Below are 18229 nucleotides of genomic sequence, written 5' to 3' on the forward strand. Positions count from 1 at the left end.
TTACTTACTCTAATAATCAAATTTTACTAGTGATCAATCTTACCTTTCCCCCTCCCTCTTCTTCATATTCCTCAAAACAACCTTATAATCCTGCCTATCAGGATGCTGCTGCACCAACTTCTCCATGAGTGCGATCGCACCCTTAGTATCTTTCATTTCTAGCCGTAGTAGAGAAAGTTTCTCCAACGCCAATTGGTTATTTGGTTCTCGCTGCAAAACCAACTCATATTCTTTTTCTTTAGCCTGTTGTTGCAATTCACCGTCAACAGACTGAATAACTGGAACGGCAGCTTGCTGAGGTTTCTCCCAGGATTCTCTTAGAGTATTAACTGCTCCAAATAGAATTGAACTACCAAAAGACAAGACAGAAATATATGTTAATATTCTTTGTTTTAGCTCAATTTGCTTACGGCGCTTAACTAAGTAATCATCTCCAGATATTGCCATATTTTACAATTTGCTGCGGTAAATACTTAAGTAACAGCTATCCTCCTCTTCTATTTATGAGATTACCCACAACCTCACAGAAACTATCACCCAATGTTTAGAGTTGAGTTAATTCTCTGCTCCAAGCTGAAAATTTCCGAATAGCGTTGTTTAAGGCTGGTGTTTTCTCAAATAAATTTATAATATATTTGATTTAGGATGCTCCCCAACTTCTAAACTCAGCTTTGGCAATGACTGCTAGGCATAAGTAACAGTCCGTGGTGGTGATTACCGTACAAAACCTCATTTTCTAGCAATTTATCAGAATAAGTTGTGATATACTCAAGGAGTTGAAACTAGCTTTGCCAGAATATAGCGCTCTACGCACAAGTAACAATGGCAAAACGGAAAGCAGTTTTGATTAAGCATTTACCCAAATAAAATCTGAACTACATCGAGGTTATGACTCAGCAAGTAATTCACCCTATGGTGAAATTGCAGCGTAACGTGCAATCACTCGTAGAATCCAATATCATCAAGCCAACCGATAGCATTTGGAAAATTGCTTTACTATACGGCAATGACTGGCAGCACTGGAAACAGGAACTGCAAGACTTTGGTTTTAGTATGCAAGATCCAATTGGTGACCTACTGGCAGTAGAAACTTGGGATGAAGAATAGGGATGGGGCAAGGGGGACAGTGATAACTGATAACTGCCTCCGTTGCCCATCACCGACAAATAAGCAATGCCTGAGCCAATTCCTTAGCAGTTTGGTAGCGATCGCGTGGCAAAGGTTCCGTAACGCGCTCGATAACTTCTCGGAGTTGAGGAGTAATGGTAGGTACGCTTTTCACGTCAAAGCCAAAAGCTCGTCCCTTTTGACGGAAAAACTTCAAAGGATTTTCGCCAGTGAGCAAAAAAATCAGCGTTGGTCCAATCGCATACAAATCTGATTGTGTCAAAGGTTGTCCGCGTTCCTGCTCAGGGGCGCAATAACCTTCGGCACCAATCCTTGTCCCTGGTGCGGTTCCAGTTTCTTTCACTGCCCCAAAATCCAATACAACAACACTATTGTTATAACCTCGCACCATTAAATTCGCAGGTTTAATATCACGATGAATCAGTGGCTGCTCTTGGTTATGAAGATATTCTAATATCTCGCAGGTTTGAATCATCCAAGCGATCGCTTGATTAGGTGTCACCGGACCGTTAGTATATATACGTTTTTCTAAATCTTGTCCATGAATTAATTCCATCGCCAAGTATTTTTTGCCAGCTTCCACAAAAAAATCGTAATACTTGGGAATTCCTGGATAGTTAAGACATTTAAGAGTGTTAGCTTCCCGTGCAAATAACTCTTGGGCTTTAGCAATTTTAGCCATATCCGCATTCATTTGCTTTAAAACTAACAATTGCGGTACACCCGTAGTCAAACCAGTGCCATCCCAAGCCAGGAAAGTAGTACCCATACCTCCCTGTCCCAGAATTCTCAACACCTGATAGTGACGAATTATCTGTTGTACGGAAAGAGGTTCACCACAGTGAACGCAAAAAAGATTATTTGGGGAATTACCTTCGTGGGTACATCTAGAACTATTGAAAGCAGTAGTGACATTCTGAATTTCATTCCCAGGTAAAGCCTTCGGTTCTGGGATCTCCTGAAATTGGAATTTAAGGATTGGACCACCCTGCGCCAATTGCAACAGGGAATTATTGGGCAATGTAGTTTTATTTATCAGAGTACCATTCAGGAAAGTCCCATTTGTCCCATGACTAATTACCTGCCAAGCATCACCCTGCTTTCCAGTACTCACTTGCTTGAGTTCTAGATGATACCGAGAAACTAGATTATCATTTAAAACAACGTGATTATCCACCGCCCGACCAATTCGGATCACGGTGGAATTTTCAAAGCACCACTGCTGAAGCGGTGTTTTCTGTTGCCTGTCCAACAGGATCAGAGTAACCACATTGACACTCCCCGGTCTATTGAAAACTTTGCTGATTGGGACAAACTTTTACCCGAACAAGTATACCCGTAATGTTGTCATGACCATTGTATTCGTTTGCCAAATCAATTAAGTCACTCAAACCTAGTTCTAGATTAACGCCAGAACTAAGCAGCGGTTCTAAGTAAGTTTGGTAGTTACTCTCTAATAAATCATTATCTGATAGACCGTCTGAAGCTAACAGCAAAAGAGTATCTTCATGAATCTCGAAAAACTCCACATCAGGATAAAGTGAATTTTCATCCCGTGGACCCAATGCTTGAGTGAGTTGGTAGGCATCAGGACGGGCATAAGCTATGCTGGGTTCTATTCCTTTGCTAATTTCTCTTTGACCAACCTCGTGATCTACAGTAACTTGTACTAGTCCCCCCTTACGAGTCAGACGATAGAGACGACTATCTCCCACATGAGCTACCGCTACCTTGGTATTCTGCACTAATAACATGACCAAGGTAGTACCCATCCGCCCAACGCCGGAACGGGAATCTTGTTGATTGAGATCGTATATTTTCTGATTAGCTAAATAAACTGCTTCGCGGATAGTTTCTACCGTGGGTAATTCCTGAGAAACCCATTTTTCTTGGAAGTATTGTTGCACAGTCTTCACTGCTAACTCACTGGCTACTTCCCCTCCAGCGTGTCCCCCCATACCATCACAGAGAACATATAAACCCCGTGCTTGCAAAGTCCGACTTCTGGGTAATTCCACCTTTTGCAGGTTGGTTTCAATGCCAAAGTAGTCTTCGTTATGATTCCGTTGACGACCTACATCAGTGCGTCCTGTATCTTCTACAGTTTTTAACTGCATTGACAATAGAATTGTCGGTGCATCTTCATTTCTATCATTGACTTCTTCTGCATCATCATTGGATGCAGTAGTATAGTTGTCCTCCATAGTGCTAAAATCTGGTTGTGTGGGTAATTCTATTTCTGAGGCTATTTCTTCCAAACGCGATCGCAATTGTGCCAACGTTTCAATCTTACCGATTTCTAAATCCTCCAACATATGCACAACTGAGCCAATGTGAGTACGTTGGGATTCTCTACATAAATTTTCCCAAAACCGCCCCAAAGCTTTGATATTTAAAGGTTGTTCTATATTTGGTAAATTCCCAGCAGATTTTTCCACATACAACCGTTGTAATCCTAAAGTTTGGTCTTCATCCAATCGCAAATTCGATAACTCCAACAAACTTTGGCGACAATTCAATGGTTCGAGTACCGCCCAAAGTTGAATCATCTGATAGCAACAGTGCAAAATTTGTAATGGATGTGTTGTGTTATCTTGCCACAAATTAGCTAAAAGCTGCCAATCAGAACGATCTTCAACGAGTATAACCTGTATATGATCTTGCTCCCAGGCATCATGAATTCTTGGTATCCCTGCTGGAATTTCTGCTGGTAATGCAATATAAGCCTTAGCAAAACTAGGTATTCCACCTACACCCACAGGTGGCATCATCAACCCCTTTGGATCATTTTCGAGCATAGCCTCAATGGGTGATATTTGATAGGGTCGGCAATCTAAAACCCTGACTTGAACTTCAACATTCATAGCCATAACTGGAGATGGTATCGACTCCAATAACTGATAACGTTGCTGTGGGTCTAAAAATGAGCCTACCGCCAATTGTGAGAGCAAAGAAGAATTACTCACCCCATCTTCTAAAATGGCAATAGGTGTCTTTTGAGTAATTATTGCCCACCAAATTGTGCCACATTCCGCATTACAGTTAGGACAGTGTTGTATATTCAAAGCTACTTGGGTACTGCACTGAGGACAGTCCTTGTGAATTAGGGAAGTACCACAATTTTGACAAAATTTATTGTCATTAGGGTTTTCAAATTGACAGTGAGGGCAAATCAGCATAGTGGAAGTTCCTCGATTTTCCTTCTAAAGTGCTGTTAGCCACTAGATCCAAAGTGCCACAATTAACTGACCCTGACTACAGTAGATATATAAGAGATTGTGGATTCACCAGGGAATATTGGTGGCAGTATATAATTGTAAACTACCCACACTGTCAGCAAGAAGCTAAAGTGTAGGCTTTCAGTAGCCCTGAACTATCTGTATTGAGACTACGACACAAACAATTCGTTCCGCTAGGCTGGTTTACTGTAGCAGCCAAATAGTAGCAATCTTTTTGGACTGATTTAAATTAGCATCACTACTCCATCTTTTTTCTTGAGCTAAATGAAGCTTAGGCTAGATGATATGGACAGACAGCTAACTTAAAGTGTATTTCGCCGACAGGGATTTTTTCAAAATTTTGATGTCCACAGGAGTTAGTTCGCGCCATTCACCTAGTTGTAAACCATTTAGTTGTAAGTGAGCAATACTGACCCTGATTAATCGTAAAGTCGGAAACCCTACCGCCGCAGTCATGCGTCGCACCTGGCGGTTTTTCCCTTCTGTGAGGGTCATTTCTAGCCAAGCTGTGGGGATATTTTTTCTAAATCTAATCGGGGGGTTGCGTTCGCGTAGCCAGCCGCAGGCATCGCTCACTTGTGGTTCTTCTAAAAGTAGTTTAACCTGGGCAGGACGAGTCCGATAATCTTGAATTTCCACCCCTGTGCATAATTTATTGATAGCCTCTGCATCAGGAATACGTTCTACCTGCACCCAGTAGGTGCGTTTATGACCAAACAGGGGATTAGATAGACGATGCTGTAATGGTCCGTCACTGGTTAACAACAGTAAGCCTTCACTGTCCCAGTCCAAACGCCCCACCGGATAAACATCAGGAACATCAATATATTCTTTTAAGGTAACGTGTTTGGGGGATTCCTGGGTAAATTGACTCAAAACTCCATAGGGTTTATGAAAAATAATATACTTATGGTCATTGGTTATCCGATTTGGGATTTGGGATTTGGGATTTGGGATTGATTCCACTGATAAATTTGGGGGCTTGTACTATGAAAGAATTATTGGTCACTGGATTTTAGATTTGGGATTTGGGATTTGGGATTTGGGATTTGGGATTTGGGATTAACTCCACCCTAAACCTCAAGTGTAGAGCTTGAAAATTTGGGATTTGGGATTTGGGATTTACGTTAGCGAAGCCTACGCAGCGCAGCGAGTATTTTGCCGTCATTCAGGACGGGGAACCCATACCAAATTTTTTTTAATCTAAAATCTAAAATTCCTGGTCAAATTTTAACTCCTGCGGGGAGAAAGTTGTCGAATGTAATTGTGGTTTATGATCCTAATAATCCCGCACCAACTCATTGAAAACAAGCATGGGAAAAGTTTCCAAAAGACGAGCTTCAGTTGGTATCCGGTTAAGGTAGCTTTTAATGAAAAATCTCATAACTAAACGGGTTGTTTGGATCAAATTAGCTTGCAGGGTTTTGAGTATAGGTTTATTACCAACACTAACAGCTTATCCTGTGTTAGGTGCAGAACGATTAACCCTTTTTTACGGCATTTTAGAGCAATCTATACCAATTAATGCACTGGAAAAATATGCGAAAACAGGGAAAATTGATGATGATTTAGCTGTATATGCTCGATATGCTAACAAAAAACAACTAACTCAATTGCGTAACGTTTTATTAACTCGTATTCCCCTGAATATAGTCAACATTTCCCAATTTCTTTATACACCAATTGGTGAGAAATTATTAGAAAATTTGGGAGAAATTATTCAAACAGAATCTCATTTATCAGGTTTTTATGCAATTCGGGCAGCACTCATTTTGGCAGCCACAGATCAAAATAATTTTACGCTTTTAAATGTATTACGCAAATTTCCCACAAACTCAATTTTAATTAATTTAGACCAGAGTTTGCAAATTGTATATACATTACAGAATTTAGTAAATCAAACCCAGAATGCAGTTGCACTTATTAACGAACAATCGCAAATACAATCAACTCCATCTAATCTAACTTCTAAACTTTTAGCAGATATCAAAAAAGCCAGAAAATTTACTTGGCAAAAGCAAACAATCATTCTCAATGACCAATCTCGGAACCGTACTTTCCCTGCCGACATCTATTTACCCAATATCTCAAATCCACGTCCAATTATTGTCATTTCCCACGGACTTGGTTCTGACAGAAACAGTTTTGCTTACCTGGCTGAACATCTAGCTCAATCAGGCTTTATAGTAGCTGTTCCAGAGCATCCTGGTAGTAATGCAGAACAATTTCAAGCACTATTGTCAGGCACAGCACAAACAATAACTAACCCCAGAGAATTCATTGACAGACCATTAGATGTCAAGTATTTATTAGATGAATTAACTTGGCTGTCTCAAAATAACCCAGAATTTAAAGGGCGTTTAAATCTCCAACAAATAGGAGTTGTCGGACAATCTTTTGGTGGTTATACAGCTTTAGCATTAGCAGGTGCAGAAATTGATTTTGAGCAATTACAAAAAGATTGCCCAGATATAAAAAATACAATAAATATTTCTCTTTTACTTCAATGCTTGGCCATAAATTTACCAAATAAAGAATATAATTTATTTGATCCACGAGTTAAAGCGATAATTGCAATTGACCCTGTAGATAGCAGTATTATGGGGAAAGCTAGTCTCAGCCAAATTAAAATCCCGGTGATGATTATATCTGGCAGTGCCGATACAATTGCTCCGGCTTTACCAGAACAAATTATACCTTTTACTTGGTTAACAACAGCAAATAAGTATTTAGTGATGATTAATGGTGGCACACACTTTTCTACTATTGCAGAATCACCGAATGCAGCTGTACCTGTTCCTATGCAAGTAATTGGTTCAAGTCCTGCATTAGCACGCAGTTATGTTAAAGCTTTAAGTGTTCCCTTTTTTCAAACCTATGTTGCTGAACAGCCAAGTTATTTGCCTTACTTGAGTGCAGATTATGTTAATACTATTAGTCGGCAACCGCTACCATTGAGTTTAGTTCAATCTTTGACACCAGAGCAACTTCAAGAAGCAGTTAAATAATTCGTAATTCGTAATATTTCCTACGGAAACGCTACGCGAACGTAATTCGTAATTCGTAATTCGTAATTCGTAATTTGGGAGAGCTATGCCTACGGCACACTGCGTGAACGCTAACGTAATTCGTAATTAGAAAGAGCGATTCCTACGGAGCGCTTCGCTATCGCACTGTAGTATCATAATATTCAACTAGAATAGATGCAACCGAGTCTTTAACCCAAACCCCCAGTTCTATGACTCTTGCTAAATCTACTGAATTAAACATTATTCATCTTCCCGACCATACTGAGTTACCAGAGTCGGATGGAACATTCGTGTTAGCGAAGCGTACCGTAGGTCAAAATTTTCAAGAACATCCTCAAAGCATCTTGCTAACTGACTCTATTAACAGCGTATTGCAACAACTACATTCTGATGGACAATATGCGATCGGTCAAGATTGCGGTATTTACTGGCGTTTAACTGACCCTCCAGAAAAAGGCGCAGAAGCACCAGATTGGTTTTATGTAGCCAATGTACCACCAATGTTAAACGGTAAATTTCGCCGTTCTTATGTATTGTGGCAGGAATACATAGCACCTTTAATAGTTTTAGAATTTGTTTCTGGTGATGGTTCAGAAGAACGAGATAAAACACCCATAAGTGGTAAATTTTGGGTATATGAACAAGCAATAAGAGTACCGTTTTATGGCATTTATGAGGTACAAAAAGCCAGTATTGAAGTTTATCACCTAGTTGATGGTCATTATCAGTTAGTTACAGCTAATGAAAGAGGTCATTATCCTATTTTACCTTTAGGTGTAGAGTTAGGCATTTGGGAAGGAAAGTATAATAATATGCAAGCGCCTTGGTTACGTTGGTGGGATATTCAAGGGAATTTATTGTTACATAGTGGTGAGAAATGCCTACAGTTATCTACTGAAGCACAGGAATTAACATCTCAGTTAGAACAGGAACAGCAAAAAGCCGCACGTTTAGCGGAACGGTTGCGTGAGTTGGGGGTTAACCCGGACGAGGTTTGAGGGGTAATGAACGAACCACAGAGGCACAGAGGACACAGAGGGAAGAGTTAAAGAATGATGCGTTTGATGCCGTCTTTGAGCAGGGAAACGTTAAAGTTGATGAGAAGACCTAAAGAAAGGTTAGTGATTTTAAGGTAGGACAAAAGTTGAGCTTCATGAATGGGGGCTAGGTTTTGTACAGCTTTTAATTCCACAACTAAAAAGTCTGCAACTAAAAAATCCAATCTACCTCTACCTACATCATGTCCTTTATATGTCAAACTTATTGACTTTTCAACCTCATGATGTATACCCCGAATCATAAATTCAACAACCAGTGCCTCCTTATACACTTCCTCCAAAAACCCAGGACCCAAAACCCGGTGTACCTCAATTGCAGCCCCAATAACCTCCCCCGTAAGCTCATTTATATCCTGTCCTAAATCTCTTACCTCTGTGTCCTCTGTGCCTCTGTGGTTCGTATTCATCACATAATCCTTGCTTGTTTTCAGGATATTGGTATTGTTGTAAGACTTTACATATTTTTTTACAAAAGTCAATAGTTTAATCCATAGATTTTTACTGTGAAGTCATGATTGTGGCACGATTTAATCTTATGGATTTATTTAAATCCCTTATTCATGCTTGCTTTCAGGCGTTGGTAATTTTTACATGGTTTTTGTAAAAACAACGAAATTACGTGGTTTTTTATTGGTTTCTGACACTGGCACGATTTAATTTAATATTGCCTTCAATTAATTATTTTGCTATTTTTTAGTTGTTGATATTAAAAGGAATTTAGAACGAATATTATTTGATGCTTATTTATTCATCCAAAATACCAAACTCCCGCTAACCATTTTGCAAAAATACTAATGGCGAGAAACTAATGTCTGTAAACCCAAAAAGGCTTGTAAACCCTTACGAAGAAAGAATGTTAGAATTTCTCCAAACCTGCATAGATGAGAATTATAAAATTCATACACAGGTAAGCTTATGCTCATTTCGTGAATTAGGTAGCAGCCTTGATATTAAACTCAGAAACTTCTTCTTTAGCTCCAGTGTAGATGCTCTCATTACAAACAAAGACTATAAACCTTGTTTAGTTGTAGAATTTCAATCTACATATCATGATAATGATAAAGCAAGAGAGCGTGATAATAAAAAATTAAATTTACTAACATTGGCAGGAGTTCCATTACTCTATTCACGAATTAAAGACTTTGGCTTATTACATCTTTACTCTCAGAATGAAGAAATAATCTTTAACTTATTCACAGGTGAAAAACGAGAAAATGCCAAAGCCTTAATTAGAAACTATTGCGAACCGGATAATTTTACTAATGTTCTAGCTATAGCGTAGTAATTATTTACTTACCCGCCTAGCACTGAAGTGCAAGGCTAATAACAAAAGTCGTCTAAAGACGACTGGAAAAAGAAAAGATTTGAGTCCGTTTTAACGGACTTTAGCTATTAGCCTGGGGTTTCAACCCAAGGCGGGTTATGCAACCAACCACAAACCCTCTATCCCCCCATCCTCACAATTCATAACATCCCTCCCCCCATCCAAAACCAAAATGCTACAATCTACACCATGCTAGGGGTGCTTGGGAAAACTAAGCTGAGATCAAACCCTTAACACCTGAGTCTGGGTAATACCAGCGGAGGGAAGCTGTTTATTTGAGGAATTTCATAATGCGTACAGAATGGGTAGCCAAGCGACGTGGACAAGCTAACGTATCGCAAATGTACTACGCACGTCAAGGTGTTATCACTGAAGAAATGCAATACGTTGCCAAGCGGGAAAACCTTCCTCCTGAACTAATCCGCGCCGAAGTGGCACGGGGAAGGATGATTATCCCTGCGAATATTAATCACACTAACTTAGAACCGATGGCCATTGGTATCGCTTCTAGTTGCAAAGTTAACGCCAATATCGGCGCTTCTCCCAACTCCTCCAACTTGCAGGAAGAAGTTGACAAACTCAACTTGGCAGTAAAATACGGTGCAGATACCGTCATGGATTTGTCCACAGGTGGCGGTAATTTAGATGAAATTCGCACCGCAATTATCAACGCTTCACCTGTTCCCATTGGCACAGTTCCAGTTTACCAAGCTTTAGAAAGCGTTCACGGCACTATCGAAAATCTCACCGCTGACGACTTTCTCCACATCATCGAAAAACACGCCCAGCAAGGGGTAGACTATCAAACTATCCACGCAGGAATTTTGATTGAACATTTACCTTTAGTCAGAAACCGTCTGACAGGAATTGTTTCTCGTGGTGGCGGAATTTTGGCGCGGTGGATGTTGCATCACCACAAACAAAACCCCCTTTATACCCATTTCAACGACATCATTGAGATTTTTAAAAGATATGATGTTTCCTTCAGTTTAGGCGACTCCCTGCGCCCAGGATGTACCCATGATGCCTCCGATGAAGCCCAGTTAGCAGAACTGAAAACTCTGGGAAATCTCACCCGCAAGGCTTGGGAACATGATGTCCAAGTCATGGTGGAAGGTCCCGGCCACGTTCCTATGGATCAAATTGAGTTCAACGTCCGCAAGCAAATGGAAGAGTGTTCAGAAGCACCTTTCTATGTTCTCGGTCCTTTGGTAACAGATATTGCTCCTGGTTACGACCATATTACCTCAGCGATTGGCGCAGCTATGGCGGGTTGGTATGGAACAGCGATGTTGTGTTATGTGACTCCTAAAGAACACTTGGGTTTACCTAATGCTGAAGATGTGCGTAATGGCTTAATTGCGTATAAAATTGCGGCTCATGCTGCGGATATTGCTAGACATCGCCCTGGTGCTAGAGATAGAGATGATGAACTTTCTAAAGCTCGCTATAATTTCGATTGGAATCGTCAATTTGAGTTATCTTTAGACCCAGAAAGAGCGAAGGAATATCACGACGAAACTTTACCAGCAGATATCTATAAAACCGCTGAGTTTTGTTCAATGTGTGGTCCTAAGTTCTGTCCAATGCAGACTAAGGTTGATGCTGATGCTTTGACTGAGTTGGAGAAGTTTTTGGCTAAAGAACCTGTAGCGCAAGTTTAAGTATTAAACAACAAAATCCCCGACTTCTTCAAGAAGTCGGGGATTTGAAATCTCAATATACTCTTAAAATTTACTGGATAAGTAATATGGATTTATCTCTTTTGAAGTGGACTAAAAACGTGAGACGTGACGATGGTGATTGGGCATATTCACAATGCAAAGTTTATGATCTCTTCAAACTGGCTTGGAAAGACAATGAAGAGGATGCTCGTAAACCAGAAAAGGACGATTTAATTTTGCTCAGACAACGCGGATATGTCACTCATTTGGTAAGAGTTATGGACTATAAGCCTGAACGTGAAGATTGGAAAGGTGATTACAACATATACCGAATTGTTGAGGTATTTTGGGCTATTGATTTTGTTAATCCACCCGAATCAGCAAGAGCGGATAAAATATTTGATTATTCAGCGGTTCTCCGCTATGAGGGTGGAAATATGATGAAATTACAGGACTTGCCCACTTTTAAGGCTCGTTGGGATAAAGATGGTGGTTTAAAAGCTTTTCAAACCCACATTTTCCATTCCTTTCTGTTGTTAAAAGATCACTTTTAGGAACAATTAAAAAAAGCGAAAAAGTTAAAAGTGAAGTTCAAAAAATTGATATTTGGTTTGAAATATTTTCTTCTCAAAATCAGGAAAATTTACCTTTAGGCTTATTAGGGAAGATGGCAAAAACTTACTGTGCATCAATCCAAATTTTCATGCTGTCAAACGCACAAATTCAGTCCGTCGTGCAGCAAACACAAGACAAGCTTGGATATCTTCCGGTTCTAAATCAGGAAAGTCTTCTAAAATTTCGCTAACGCTGACATTTTCCGCTAACATTTCTAAAATATCGCTAACTCTAATTCTCATTCCGCGAATGCAAGGACGACCACCACATTGACCAGGTATTTGTGTAATACGAGTTAATAGTTCGTTCATTGAGTTAATTAGTGATTTTCATAAAGAATATTGTACCATGATTTTTGATATAATCAAATGACGCGTCAATTTCATGATCAGTTCGCCAAAAAATCATGAAATTGTGTATATTTAAGTTGATGATATCTCATGAGAAATTTAGATTCATAAAATCATGCAACTAATTAAATCTGCGACAGCAATCATAATTTCTTCTTTGTCTATGTTGACAATACCTGTATTTGCTCAAGTAGATCAAGACAAGTGGGTAGATTTTGGTAAAACTCATAGCGGTGAGATACTAAAACTAAATGAAAGCAGTGTTAAATCTGAAATCATGTTAGCTGATGATACTCTCAATAATCAAGATGGTTTCTATAGCAATAAAGATAATTACCCAAAGGTAAAAGTTGTTGTATTTGACTACAGTATTGGTGATAAAAAAAGAAGTGCATACACCAAATCTTGTGATAATGGCAGATTAACTGCTAATGCTAGATGGAAAACCTATACTTCTGTTACAGATTATTGGCCTCAATATTTTGAAGTTGAAGCTGATAGTGTTGCCAGTGAAAAAATGTTACAGCAGGTTTGCACTTTAAGCCTGTCTAAATAACCATCTTTTTTAATTTAGAAGATGCAAAATTTGAAAACTTTATTCAAAAAGAGTTTTCAGGCATAACAATATTAATTGTTCAACTGTGTATGAATTGCAATCTCTAATATCAACACCCTACAAATCTATGAGTGAACAAATTAAATGGACTGCTGAATCAGAAGAGAAAATAAAAGAAATCCCTTTCTTTATTCGTCCCTTTGCTCGGAAGAAGATTGAAACCTATGCTCAAGATAATAGTATATCTCTCATAACTCTGGAAATTTATGAACAGGTTAAGCAACAATTTAATAAAAAATTTGACTAACATATCATGACTCGACAATCTCATGATCAATTCGCTAAAGAATATCTGGAGGAATTATTGACACCTCTAGGAACAATTAAAAAAAGCGAAAAGGTGAAAAGCGAAGTTCAAGAAATTGATGTTTGGTTTGAACCATTTTCTGATCAAACTCAAGAAAATCTACCTTTAGGTTTATTACTGGAGTTTAGACTAAATCGGTGATGTTCAAGAAAAAAAAGGGGGTCTGATTGAATACAGACCCCCTTTTGGCAGAAGCTGAGAAACGAACTACCATTACTCACCTGCCAATATGAAACTTGCCAGATTAGAAGAATTCCGTCAAGCAGCCTACCAACATTTAGGCAAAGCGAAAGACGCTACCTTTGAATTGACAGATGCGATATTACTGACTCGAAATGTTTATTGCCTAGCAGAGTTGTCCTTATCGCCAGTATTTAGACGCAAGTGGCCAAGCATCTATGACGGCCTACAAGATAGCAGACCAAACGACAGAAATTTATGCAAGCTTATATCAAACAGATACCACTGTGGAGCGACCTCTATTGGCAGGAGATCATACGAACTGGTCACGACCAGATGCAGTCAAACTCAAAGAAAGAACTTATCAACATAGTGGCACATCCATCGCCGGAAATAAACCAATAACTGTAGGACAGGGATATAGCACAATAGCCTGGATACCAGAAAAAGAGGGGAGTTGGGCATTACCTTTAAGACATGAAAGAATCACAAGTGCCGAAAGTCCAATTAGCAAAGCAATTTGGCAACTCAAACAGGTGTGTAAATATTTTCTGGAGTTTAGACTAAGGCATGAAAAAAGACTCAGGAGGGCTGAGTTAATCAGAGACTTCGTAAAACTATGAATAATCTTAGGTATTAAACAGTAACTGATGGTTCTTTACGTGGTCGTGTTACTGTTTTTTTAACAATGGGGCAGGGGTTTTTACGGTGACGCTGTTTTCCTGATTCCCAACCAGGAGACTTTCCGCGAGGTTTGGGTGCAGAGGCGGGAGTACCAATGGCCGCAAAAACTCCACCCATAGATTGAGCAACTCTTCCAGGGGTCAAATGACCCTGAGATTTCTGCCAAGGAAGAGGATTATCCGTAACAATATCACGAGCTAACCACAATTCCCAAGTCATTAAAGGCATCAGGTCACTCCACCTCTCACATTGTTTGGGAGTGCTTAAGTTTGGCACTGTCCAATGTAGACGCTGCTTCAAAAAGCGATACCAATGGTCAATCGTAAAGCGACGCAAGTAAAGAGACCAAACTTCTTCTAGAGGTGGTATTTCTTCTCCTACCCAAGCCAACCATAAAGGTTTGGATACCCTCATGTTACCTTGCGCGTCCAGACGTTCAACTCTGATGATTAACATTGGGTGTGTAGCAGCTTTACGGAAGTGTAAATCTTTCCACAAGCTCACACGCACACGTCCTAATTTTGAGTCATTTATTTCCAAAACAGATGTCGCTTCACTCCATGTTGTTGGCTCATTGAGTTTAAATTTATCACCGGTAAAGGCAGAGGGCAGGAGGCAGGAGGCAGAAGGAATGTCTCCTCTGCCCACGACTGAAAGGAGTAAGGGTATGAAGCCCCTCCCAAATCGAAAATTTGGGAGCTTCCGATTGGGAGGGGTCACAATCCCTTTCCAATTGGTTCCTTCTGCCCTCTGCCCTCTGCCTCCTGCCTTCTTGAACATGTTTTTTGGGTCGTCCCTTACCAGAATAAGCTCCCGGTTCACCCCATAAACACAAATTTGAACGCAACCGAACCAGAATATCTGCGGGAATACTGGCAGTTTTTAAGACAAACGGCGCACAACCGTATTCACTATCCCAAACGGAAATTGGTCTAGTAGGAAAATATTTACACACCTGTTTGAGTTGCCAAATTGCTTTGCTAATTGGACTTTCGGCACTTGTGATTCTTTCATGTCTTAAAGGTAATGCCCAACTCCCCTCTTTTTCTGGTATCCAGGCTATTGTGCTATATCCCTGTCCTACAGTTATTGGTTTATTTCCGGCGATGGATGTGCCACTATGTTGATAAGTTCTTTCTTTGAGTTTGACTGCATCTGGTCGTGACCAGTTCGTATGATCTCCTGCCAATAGAGGTCGCTCCACAGTTGGTATCTGTTTGATATATAGCTGCATCAATTTCTGTCGCTGTGGTCTGCTATCTTGTAGCGCCTCATAGATGCTTGGCCACTTGCGTCTAAATACTGGCGATAAGGACAACTCTGCTAGGCAATAAACATTTCGAGTCAGTAATATCGCATCTGTCAATTCAAAGGTAGCGTCTTTCGCTTTGCCTAAATGTTGGTAGGCTGCTTGACGGAATTCTTCTAATCTGGCAAGTTTCATATTGGCAGGTGAGTAATGGTAGTTCGTTTCTCAGCTTCTGCCAAAAGGGGGTCTGTATTCAATCAGACCCCCTTTTTTTTCTTGAACATCACCGATTTAGTCTAAACTCCAGTCTATAAAAGTTGCTGTTGTTTCATCCCCACGTTCACGCGCAAATTGAGCAGCGCAGATTAAGCCAGCAATGTTACAAGCTAGGGTAGAAGGTGAATAACCACTACATTCCTCCCATCGTTCTTGTTGGGTAACAGGACTATGACGAATTAAATAACCCGCCGCCCGTAAAATCATGGGATAAATATCAAAGTTTAAGCAAGTATTTTGCTGGTGTAATAGCCATGCTAATAAAATAGGAAATGCCACTTCATCCAGTTGAATACCTTGCCAGTAAGGTTCACCATCAACCCAGAAATTTTGGGCAAAACCGCCGTCTTCCTGCTGACTGGTGGCCAGATAAATGAGCGATCGCGCTGCCGTATCAATTTCCCCAGCCGCCACTAAACCTGCTACACTACTGACCATATCCCGCGTCCAGACAAGGTGATATCCTCCTCGATCTTGGTCGTCTTTGGCTTCACCCCAAGGGATAGCCAGGGAAGCGATTAAAGCACCAGGATAAGTTTTGTCTTCATGTGCTAACAATAAACTAATGCTGTTGTGATACAACTCGCCATGATCACAGGAAAGATTCTCTAATGGTTTGATATTATCGCGCGATAGCTTCCACTGTTTAATATAGTGTTGCTTCTGTTCTGAGAAAGGAATATTGAGTGATTGAAATAATGTAGATATGGCATTGTGAAATGTTGTTCCAAATGCCAATCCTAAAGTAAACTCTTTAGTGCTATCTAAATTTAGTTCTCCAGTCAGAGCCAGGTTGCCATCTACAGCGCTATCAAACTCCCAATCCATCTGAAAATTATCAGCTAAATCTGTCCAACCATCACTTTCACCAACGTAGCCACAAGAAAGACGGGTAAAGGGAATTGTTGCCACTACTGCTAACCATGTACCCCCTTTCTCAGCTGTCAGGATTCGATGTCCAGCAACTTCTACAGCGTAACCATTATTACCTCTACCTCCAACTTCCAAATGTGGCGCACACAAAGCGTATAACTGGAGTTGGGAAATAAACTCACTCTCTCCTGTGATTTTTGTGTGTTGTAAAATGCAGGATAAATGGGGGTCGGCAATCACTTCTTTAATGACAGCATAACGTCCTTGAGGATCAGAATTAGTGATTCGGTATCCTAAACTATTAGTGCATAGAGGTTCTGTGATTGATTGAAGATGGCGTTTCTCTTCGTGAAAAAAGCTTTTGCCATCAGAAATTAGGTATTGCAAATCTCGAATTTGGGGTCTGTCTACTGTGGGATAGTAAACTTCAGTAATCACACCGTTCCAAACAGTAAACCAAACGTGACTGGAGGTAGAGTAAGCTGTTCCGACTCCATCTTTATTGGCATGAGTCCAGCGCGGATCAATGCCTGGTGAGCCAAAAGCCGTTTTTTGTCCAAGAATTTTCATATTAACAAATTAACAAATTTTATTGAGAAGGTTGAGAAGATTTGCCAACGGAACTTAAAGATTTAGCTTCTATAAAAATTTGTTTAATTTCTGGATGATGTTGGCGAATTTTTGCTTCTAAATTATCTACAGTTAATGCTATTTTTTCACTTGTAAGATTTTGGGAAAATTGAATTTCTAAATTAAGTAATACTTCCTGTGGCGCAAGGTGCATTGTTAGCACCCGGATGATTGTTTGTACTCCTGGTTCTGTTTTTGATAAAGAACGAATATTAGCTACGGTTTGAGGATCTGCACTTTCCCCAACTAATAATCCTTTACTTTCTCTTGCTAATACCAAGGCGACAACCGCTAAAATAATGCCAATAATAATTGAGGCGATAAGTAGGTCGGCGTTAAAAATTGTCGTTATGACAAGGCAGGAGGCAGAGGGCAGAAGGCAGGAGGGAAGAGGTTTTTAGGCAACTTTACGTTTCGTTACATACTTCTGTTTTTCTGCGCCTTTCTACTTACCATCGAAATAAACATTATCAAATAAATGACCTAAAAAGATGCCGATCAAAGCGACAAGTAAACCTAAAATTGCGGCAGAATCTTCAAATAAGATCGTGAATACTGTCGGATCTTTACTGTTTCTAACTGCTTGCCAGAAATTTTGTTTACCCTTGGTTGGCAAAAACTCTTTTAAAGCTATAGTCCAAGAAAAGCCTTCAAAGAATATTGCGATAGCTAAGACAATATAATTCCAGATGGGGTTTTCTAAAGGACTAGGATTTATTAAATGAGTAATTCCTTGATAAATGGACATCCCGCCACCAATAGAAAAGATGAAGATAGCAACAATGAAAGTCCAGAAATAAAGTTCTTGACCATAACCAAAAGGATGACTATCATCTGCTGGTTTTTGACTCATGCTAATTCCTAGCAGAAGTAATAATTGATCTGTAGTATCTACTAGTGAATGAATACCCTCAGAGATCATCGCTGAACTATTGGTAATGAAAGCAGCAATAAATTTAGTAATAGCGATTGCTAAGTTAGCTCCCATTGCAGCAAAGATTGTTTTC

19 protein-coding genes, 2 pseudogenes and 1 riboswitch are annotated in these 18229 nt (G+C 39.9%); of the genes and pseudogenes, 10 read left to right on the forward strand and 11 right to left on the reverse strand.

Annotated features, from left to right (window positions below; translation table 11 throughout):
• Nucleotides 1–39: 39 nt before the first annotated feature.
• Nucleotides 40–447 (reverse strand): tetratricopeptide repeat protein, encoded by a 408-nt coding sequence (locus tag ANA7108_RS0105050; RefSeq protein WP_016949682.1) that lies wholly within the window; start codon nucleotides 445–447, stop codon nucleotides 40–42.
• 441 nt (nucleotides 448–888) lie between these two features.
• On the opposite strand from ANA7108_RS0105050, the gene ANA7108_RS0105055 reads away from it, so the two are divergent.
• Nucleotides 889–1107, forward strand: a complete 219-nt coding sequence (locus ANA7108_RS0105055) for a DUF4327 family protein (RefSeq protein ID WP_016949683.1) — start codon at nucleotides 889–891, stop codon at nucleotides 1105–1107.
• Nucleotides 1108–1156: 49 nt separating this feature from the next.
• On the opposite strand, the gene ANA7108_RS0105060 is transcribed toward ANA7108_RS0105055, so the two are convergent.
• The 3 genes from ANA7108_RS0105060 to ANA7108_RS0105070 form a co-directional block, all read right to left on the reverse strand.
• On the reverse strand, nucleotides 1157–2398 hold the full coding sequence (locus ANA7108_RS0105060; protein WP_026103990.1) for an FHA domain-containing serine/threonine-protein kinase: 1242 nt from the start codon (nucleotides 2396–2398) through the stop codon (nucleotides 1157–1159).
• Nucleotides 2399–2414: 16 nt separating this feature from the next.
• Nucleotides 2415–4307: a serine/threonine phosphatase gene (locus ANA7108_RS0105065; RefSeq protein WP_016949685.1), complete on the reverse strand. Its 1893-nt coding sequence runs from the start codon at nucleotides 4305–4307 to the stop codon at nucleotides 2415–2417.
• 357 nt (nucleotides 4308–4664) lie between these two features.
• The gene (locus ANA7108_RS0105070; RefSeq protein ID WP_042490808.1) at nucleotides 4665–5291 is read right to left on the reverse strand and encodes an rRNA large subunit pseudouridine synthase E; all 627 of its coding nucleotides are present in this window, start codon (nucleotides 5289–5291) and stop codon (nucleotides 4665–4667) included.
• 446 nt (nucleotides 5292–5737) lie between these two features.
• Here ANA7108_RS0105070 and ANA7108_RS0105075 point away from each other — a divergent pair, with 446 nt between their 5' ends.
• Together ANA7108_RS0105075 and ANA7108_RS0105080 are read left to right on the forward strand one after the other, a co-directional pair.
• A complete protein-coding gene (locus ANA7108_RS0105075) occupies nucleotides 5738–7375 on the forward strand; it encodes an alpha/beta hydrolase (protein ID WP_016949687.1) in 1638 nt (545 codons plus the stop codon).
• A 230-nt stretch (nucleotides 7376–7605) separates the two neighbouring features.
• Complete coding sequence (locus tag ANA7108_RS0105080; protein ID WP_016949688.1) at nucleotides 7606–8394, forward strand: Uma2 family endonuclease; 789 nt, start codon at nucleotides 7606–7608, stop codon at nucleotides 8392–8394.
• A 47-nt stretch (nucleotides 8395–8441) separates the two neighbouring features.
• Here ANA7108_RS0105080 and ANA7108_RS0105085 read toward each other — a convergent pair whose 3' ends face one another.
• Complete coding sequence (locus ANA7108_RS0105085; protein ID WP_016949689.1) at nucleotides 8442–8861, reverse strand: GxxExxY protein; 420 nt, start codon at nucleotides 8859–8861, stop codon at nucleotides 8442–8444.
• Between the two features lie 401 nt (nucleotides 8862–9262).
• Between ANA7108_RS0105085 and ANA7108_RS0105090 the strand changes: the two genes are divergently transcribed.
• From ANA7108_RS0105090 to ANA7108_RS0105100, 3 genes are all read left to right on the forward strand, one after another.
• Nucleotides 9263–9736, forward strand: a complete 474-nt coding sequence (locus ANA7108_RS0105090) for a DUF2726 domain-containing protein (protein WP_026103992.1) — start codon at nucleotides 9263–9265, stop codon at nucleotides 9734–9736.
• Between the two features lie 226 nt (nucleotides 9737–9962).
• A riboswitch (TPP riboswitch) is annotated at nucleotides 9963–10060 on the forward strand.
• An 8-nt stretch (nucleotides 10061–10068) separates the two neighbouring features.
• The gene (gene thiC, locus ANA7108_RS0105095) at nucleotides 10069–11442 is read left to right on the forward strand and encodes a phosphomethylpyrimidine synthase (RefSeq protein WP_016949691.1); all 1374 of its coding nucleotides are present in this window, start codon (nucleotides 10069–10071) and stop codon (nucleotides 11440–11442) included.
• An 86-nt stretch (nucleotides 11443–11528) separates the two neighbouring features.
• Nucleotides 11529–11996 carry a hypothetical protein gene (locus tag ANA7108_RS0105100; RefSeq protein WP_016949692.1) on the forward strand — a complete coding sequence of 156 codons (468 nt, stop codon included), beginning with the start codon at nucleotides 11529–11531 and terminating at the stop codon, nucleotides 11994–11996.
• Nucleotides 11997–12143: 147 nt separating this feature from the next.
• Here the strand turns inward: ANA7108_RS0105100 and ANA7108_RS0105105 are convergent, their stop codons facing one another.
• Nucleotides 12144–12368, reverse strand: coding sequence for a DUF433 domain-containing protein (locus ANA7108_RS0105105; protein WP_016949693.1), 225 nt, complete (start codon nucleotides 12366–12368; stop codon nucleotides 12144–12146).
• Between the two features lie 154 nt (nucleotides 12369–12522).
• Between ANA7108_RS0105105 and ANA7108_RS0105110 the strand changes: the two genes are divergently transcribed.
• The 4 genes and pseudogenes from ANA7108_RS0105110 to ANA7108_RS26785 form a co-directional block, all read left to right on the forward strand.
• The gene (locus ANA7108_RS0105110) at nucleotides 12523–12963 is read left to right on the forward strand and encodes a hypothetical protein (protein ID WP_016949694.1); all 441 of its coding nucleotides are present in this window, start codon (nucleotides 12523–12525) and stop codon (nucleotides 12961–12963) included.
• 127 nt (nucleotides 12964–13090) lie between these two features.
• The gene (locus ANA7108_RS0105115; protein WP_016949695.1) at nucleotides 13091–13270 is read left to right on the forward strand and encodes a PCP reductase family protein; all 180 of its coding nucleotides are present in this window, start codon (nucleotides 13091–13093) and stop codon (nucleotides 13268–13270) included.
• A 6-nt stretch (nucleotides 13271–13276) separates the two neighbouring features.
• Nucleotides 13277–13471, forward strand: a complete 195-nt coding sequence (locus tag ANA7108_RS0105120; RefSeq protein ID WP_016949696.1) for a hypothetical protein — start codon at nucleotides 13277–13279, stop codon at nucleotides 13469–13471.
• Between the two features lie 88 nt (nucleotides 13472–13559).
• Nucleotides 13560–14058 (forward strand): annotated as a pseudogene (locus tag ANA7108_RS26785) (transposase); the annotation flags it as partial.
• Between the two features lie 88 nt (nucleotides 14059–14146).
• Here ANA7108_RS26785 and ANA7108_RS30810 read toward each other — a convergent pair.
• From ANA7108_RS30810 to ANA7108_RS28565, 5 genes and pseudogenes are all read right to left on the reverse strand, one after another.
• Nucleotides 14147–14788 (reverse strand): annotated as a pseudogene (locus ANA7108_RS30810) (transposase); the annotation flags it as partial.
• Entirely contained in the window at nucleotides 14784–15638 is an 855-nt protein-coding gene (locus tag ANA7108_RS26795) for a transposase (RefSeq protein WP_237741483.1), read from the reverse strand. The gene ANA7108_RS26795 and the pseudogene ANA7108_RS30810, both read right to left, overlap by 5 nt.
• A gap of 96 nt (nucleotides 15639–15734) precedes the next feature.
• Nucleotides 15735–17162: a glycoside hydrolase family 15 protein gene (locus ANA7108_RS26800; RefSeq protein ID WP_016949697.1), complete on the reverse strand. Its 1428-nt coding sequence runs from the start codon at nucleotides 17160–17162 to the stop codon at nucleotides 15735–15737.
• 19 nt (nucleotides 17163–17181) lie between these two features.
• A complete protein-coding gene (locus ANA7108_RS28560) occupies nucleotides 17182–17502 on the reverse strand; it encodes a hypothetical protein (RefSeq protein WP_016949698.1) in 321 nt (106 codons plus the stop codon).
• Between the two features lie 165 nt (nucleotides 17503–17667).
• Nucleotides 17668–18229: cation diffusion facilitator family transporter (locus tag ANA7108_RS28565; RefSeq protein WP_016949699.1), on the reverse strand; the 562-nt coding region annotated here is incomplete at its 5' end.

It is taken from the genome of Anabaena sp. PCC 7108 (genome assembly GCF_000332135.1).
In the GTDB taxonomy this organism is placed as follows: domain Bacteria; phylum Cyanobacteriota; class Cyanobacteriia; order Cyanobacteriales; family Nostocaceae; genus Anabaena.

Excerpts from the sequence above, each read along its gene's own strand:
- ANA7108_RS0105085 (WP_016949689.1), bottom strand. The coding sequence starts at position 8,861 with ATGAATACGAACCACAGAGGCACAGAGGACACAGAGGTAAGAGATTTA.
- ANA7108_RS0105065 (WP_016949685.1), bottom strand. The coding sequence starts at position 4,307 with ATGCTGATTTGCCCTCACTGTCAATTTGAAAACCCTAATGACAATAAA.
- ANA7108_RS0105100 (WP_016949692.1), top strand. The coding sequence starts at position 11,529 with ATGGATTTATCTCTTTTGAAGTGGACTAAAAACGTGAGACGTGACGAT.
- ANA7108_RS0105115 (WP_016949695.1), top strand. The coding sequence starts at position 13,091 with ATGAGTGAACAAATTAAATGGACTGCTGAATCAGAAGAGAAAATAAAA.
- ANA7108_RS0105080 (WP_016949688.1), top strand. The coding sequence starts at position 7,606 with ATGACTCTTGCTAAATCTACTGAATTAAACATTATTCATCTTCCCGAC.
- ANA7108_RS0105090 (WP_026103992.1), top strand. The coding sequence starts at position 9,263 with ATGTCTGTAAACCCAAAAAGGCTTGTAAACCCTTACGAAGAAAGAATG.
- thiC (WP_016949691.1), top strand. The coding sequence starts at position 10,069 with ATGCGTACAGAATGGGTAGCCAAGCGACGTGGACAAGCTAACGTATCG.
- ANA7108_RS0105050 (WP_016949682.1), bottom strand. The coding sequence starts at position 447 with ATGGCAATATCTGGAGATGATTACTTAGTTAAGCGCCGTAAGCAAATT.
- ANA7108_RS0105110 (WP_016949694.1), top strand. The coding sequence starts at position 12,523 with ATGCAACTAATTAAATCTGCGACAGCAATCATAATTTCTTCTTTGTCT.
- ANA7108_RS26795 (WP_237741483.1), bottom strand. The coding sequence starts at position 15,638 with ATGAAACTTGCCAGATTAGAAGAATTCCGTCAAGCAGCCTACCAACAT.
- ANA7108_RS0105075 (WP_016949687.1), top strand. The coding sequence starts at position 5,738 with ATGAAAAATCTCATAACTAAACGGGTTGTTTGGATCAAATTAGCTTGC.
- ANA7108_RS0105105 (WP_016949693.1), bottom strand. The coding sequence starts at position 12,368 with ATGAACGAACTATTAACTCGTATTACACAAATACCTGGTCAATGTGGT.
- ANA7108_RS26800 (WP_016949697.1), bottom strand. The coding sequence starts at position 17,162 with ATGAAAATTCTTGGACAAAAAACGGCTTTTGGCTCACCAGGCATTGAT.
- ANA7108_RS0105120 (WP_016949696.1), top strand. The coding sequence starts at position 13,277 with ATGACTCGACAATCTCATGATCAATTCGCTAAAGAATATCTGGAGGAA.
- ANA7108_RS0105055 (WP_016949683.1), top strand. The coding sequence starts at position 889 with ATGACTCAGCAAGTAATTCACCCTATGGTGAAATTGCAGCGTAACGTG.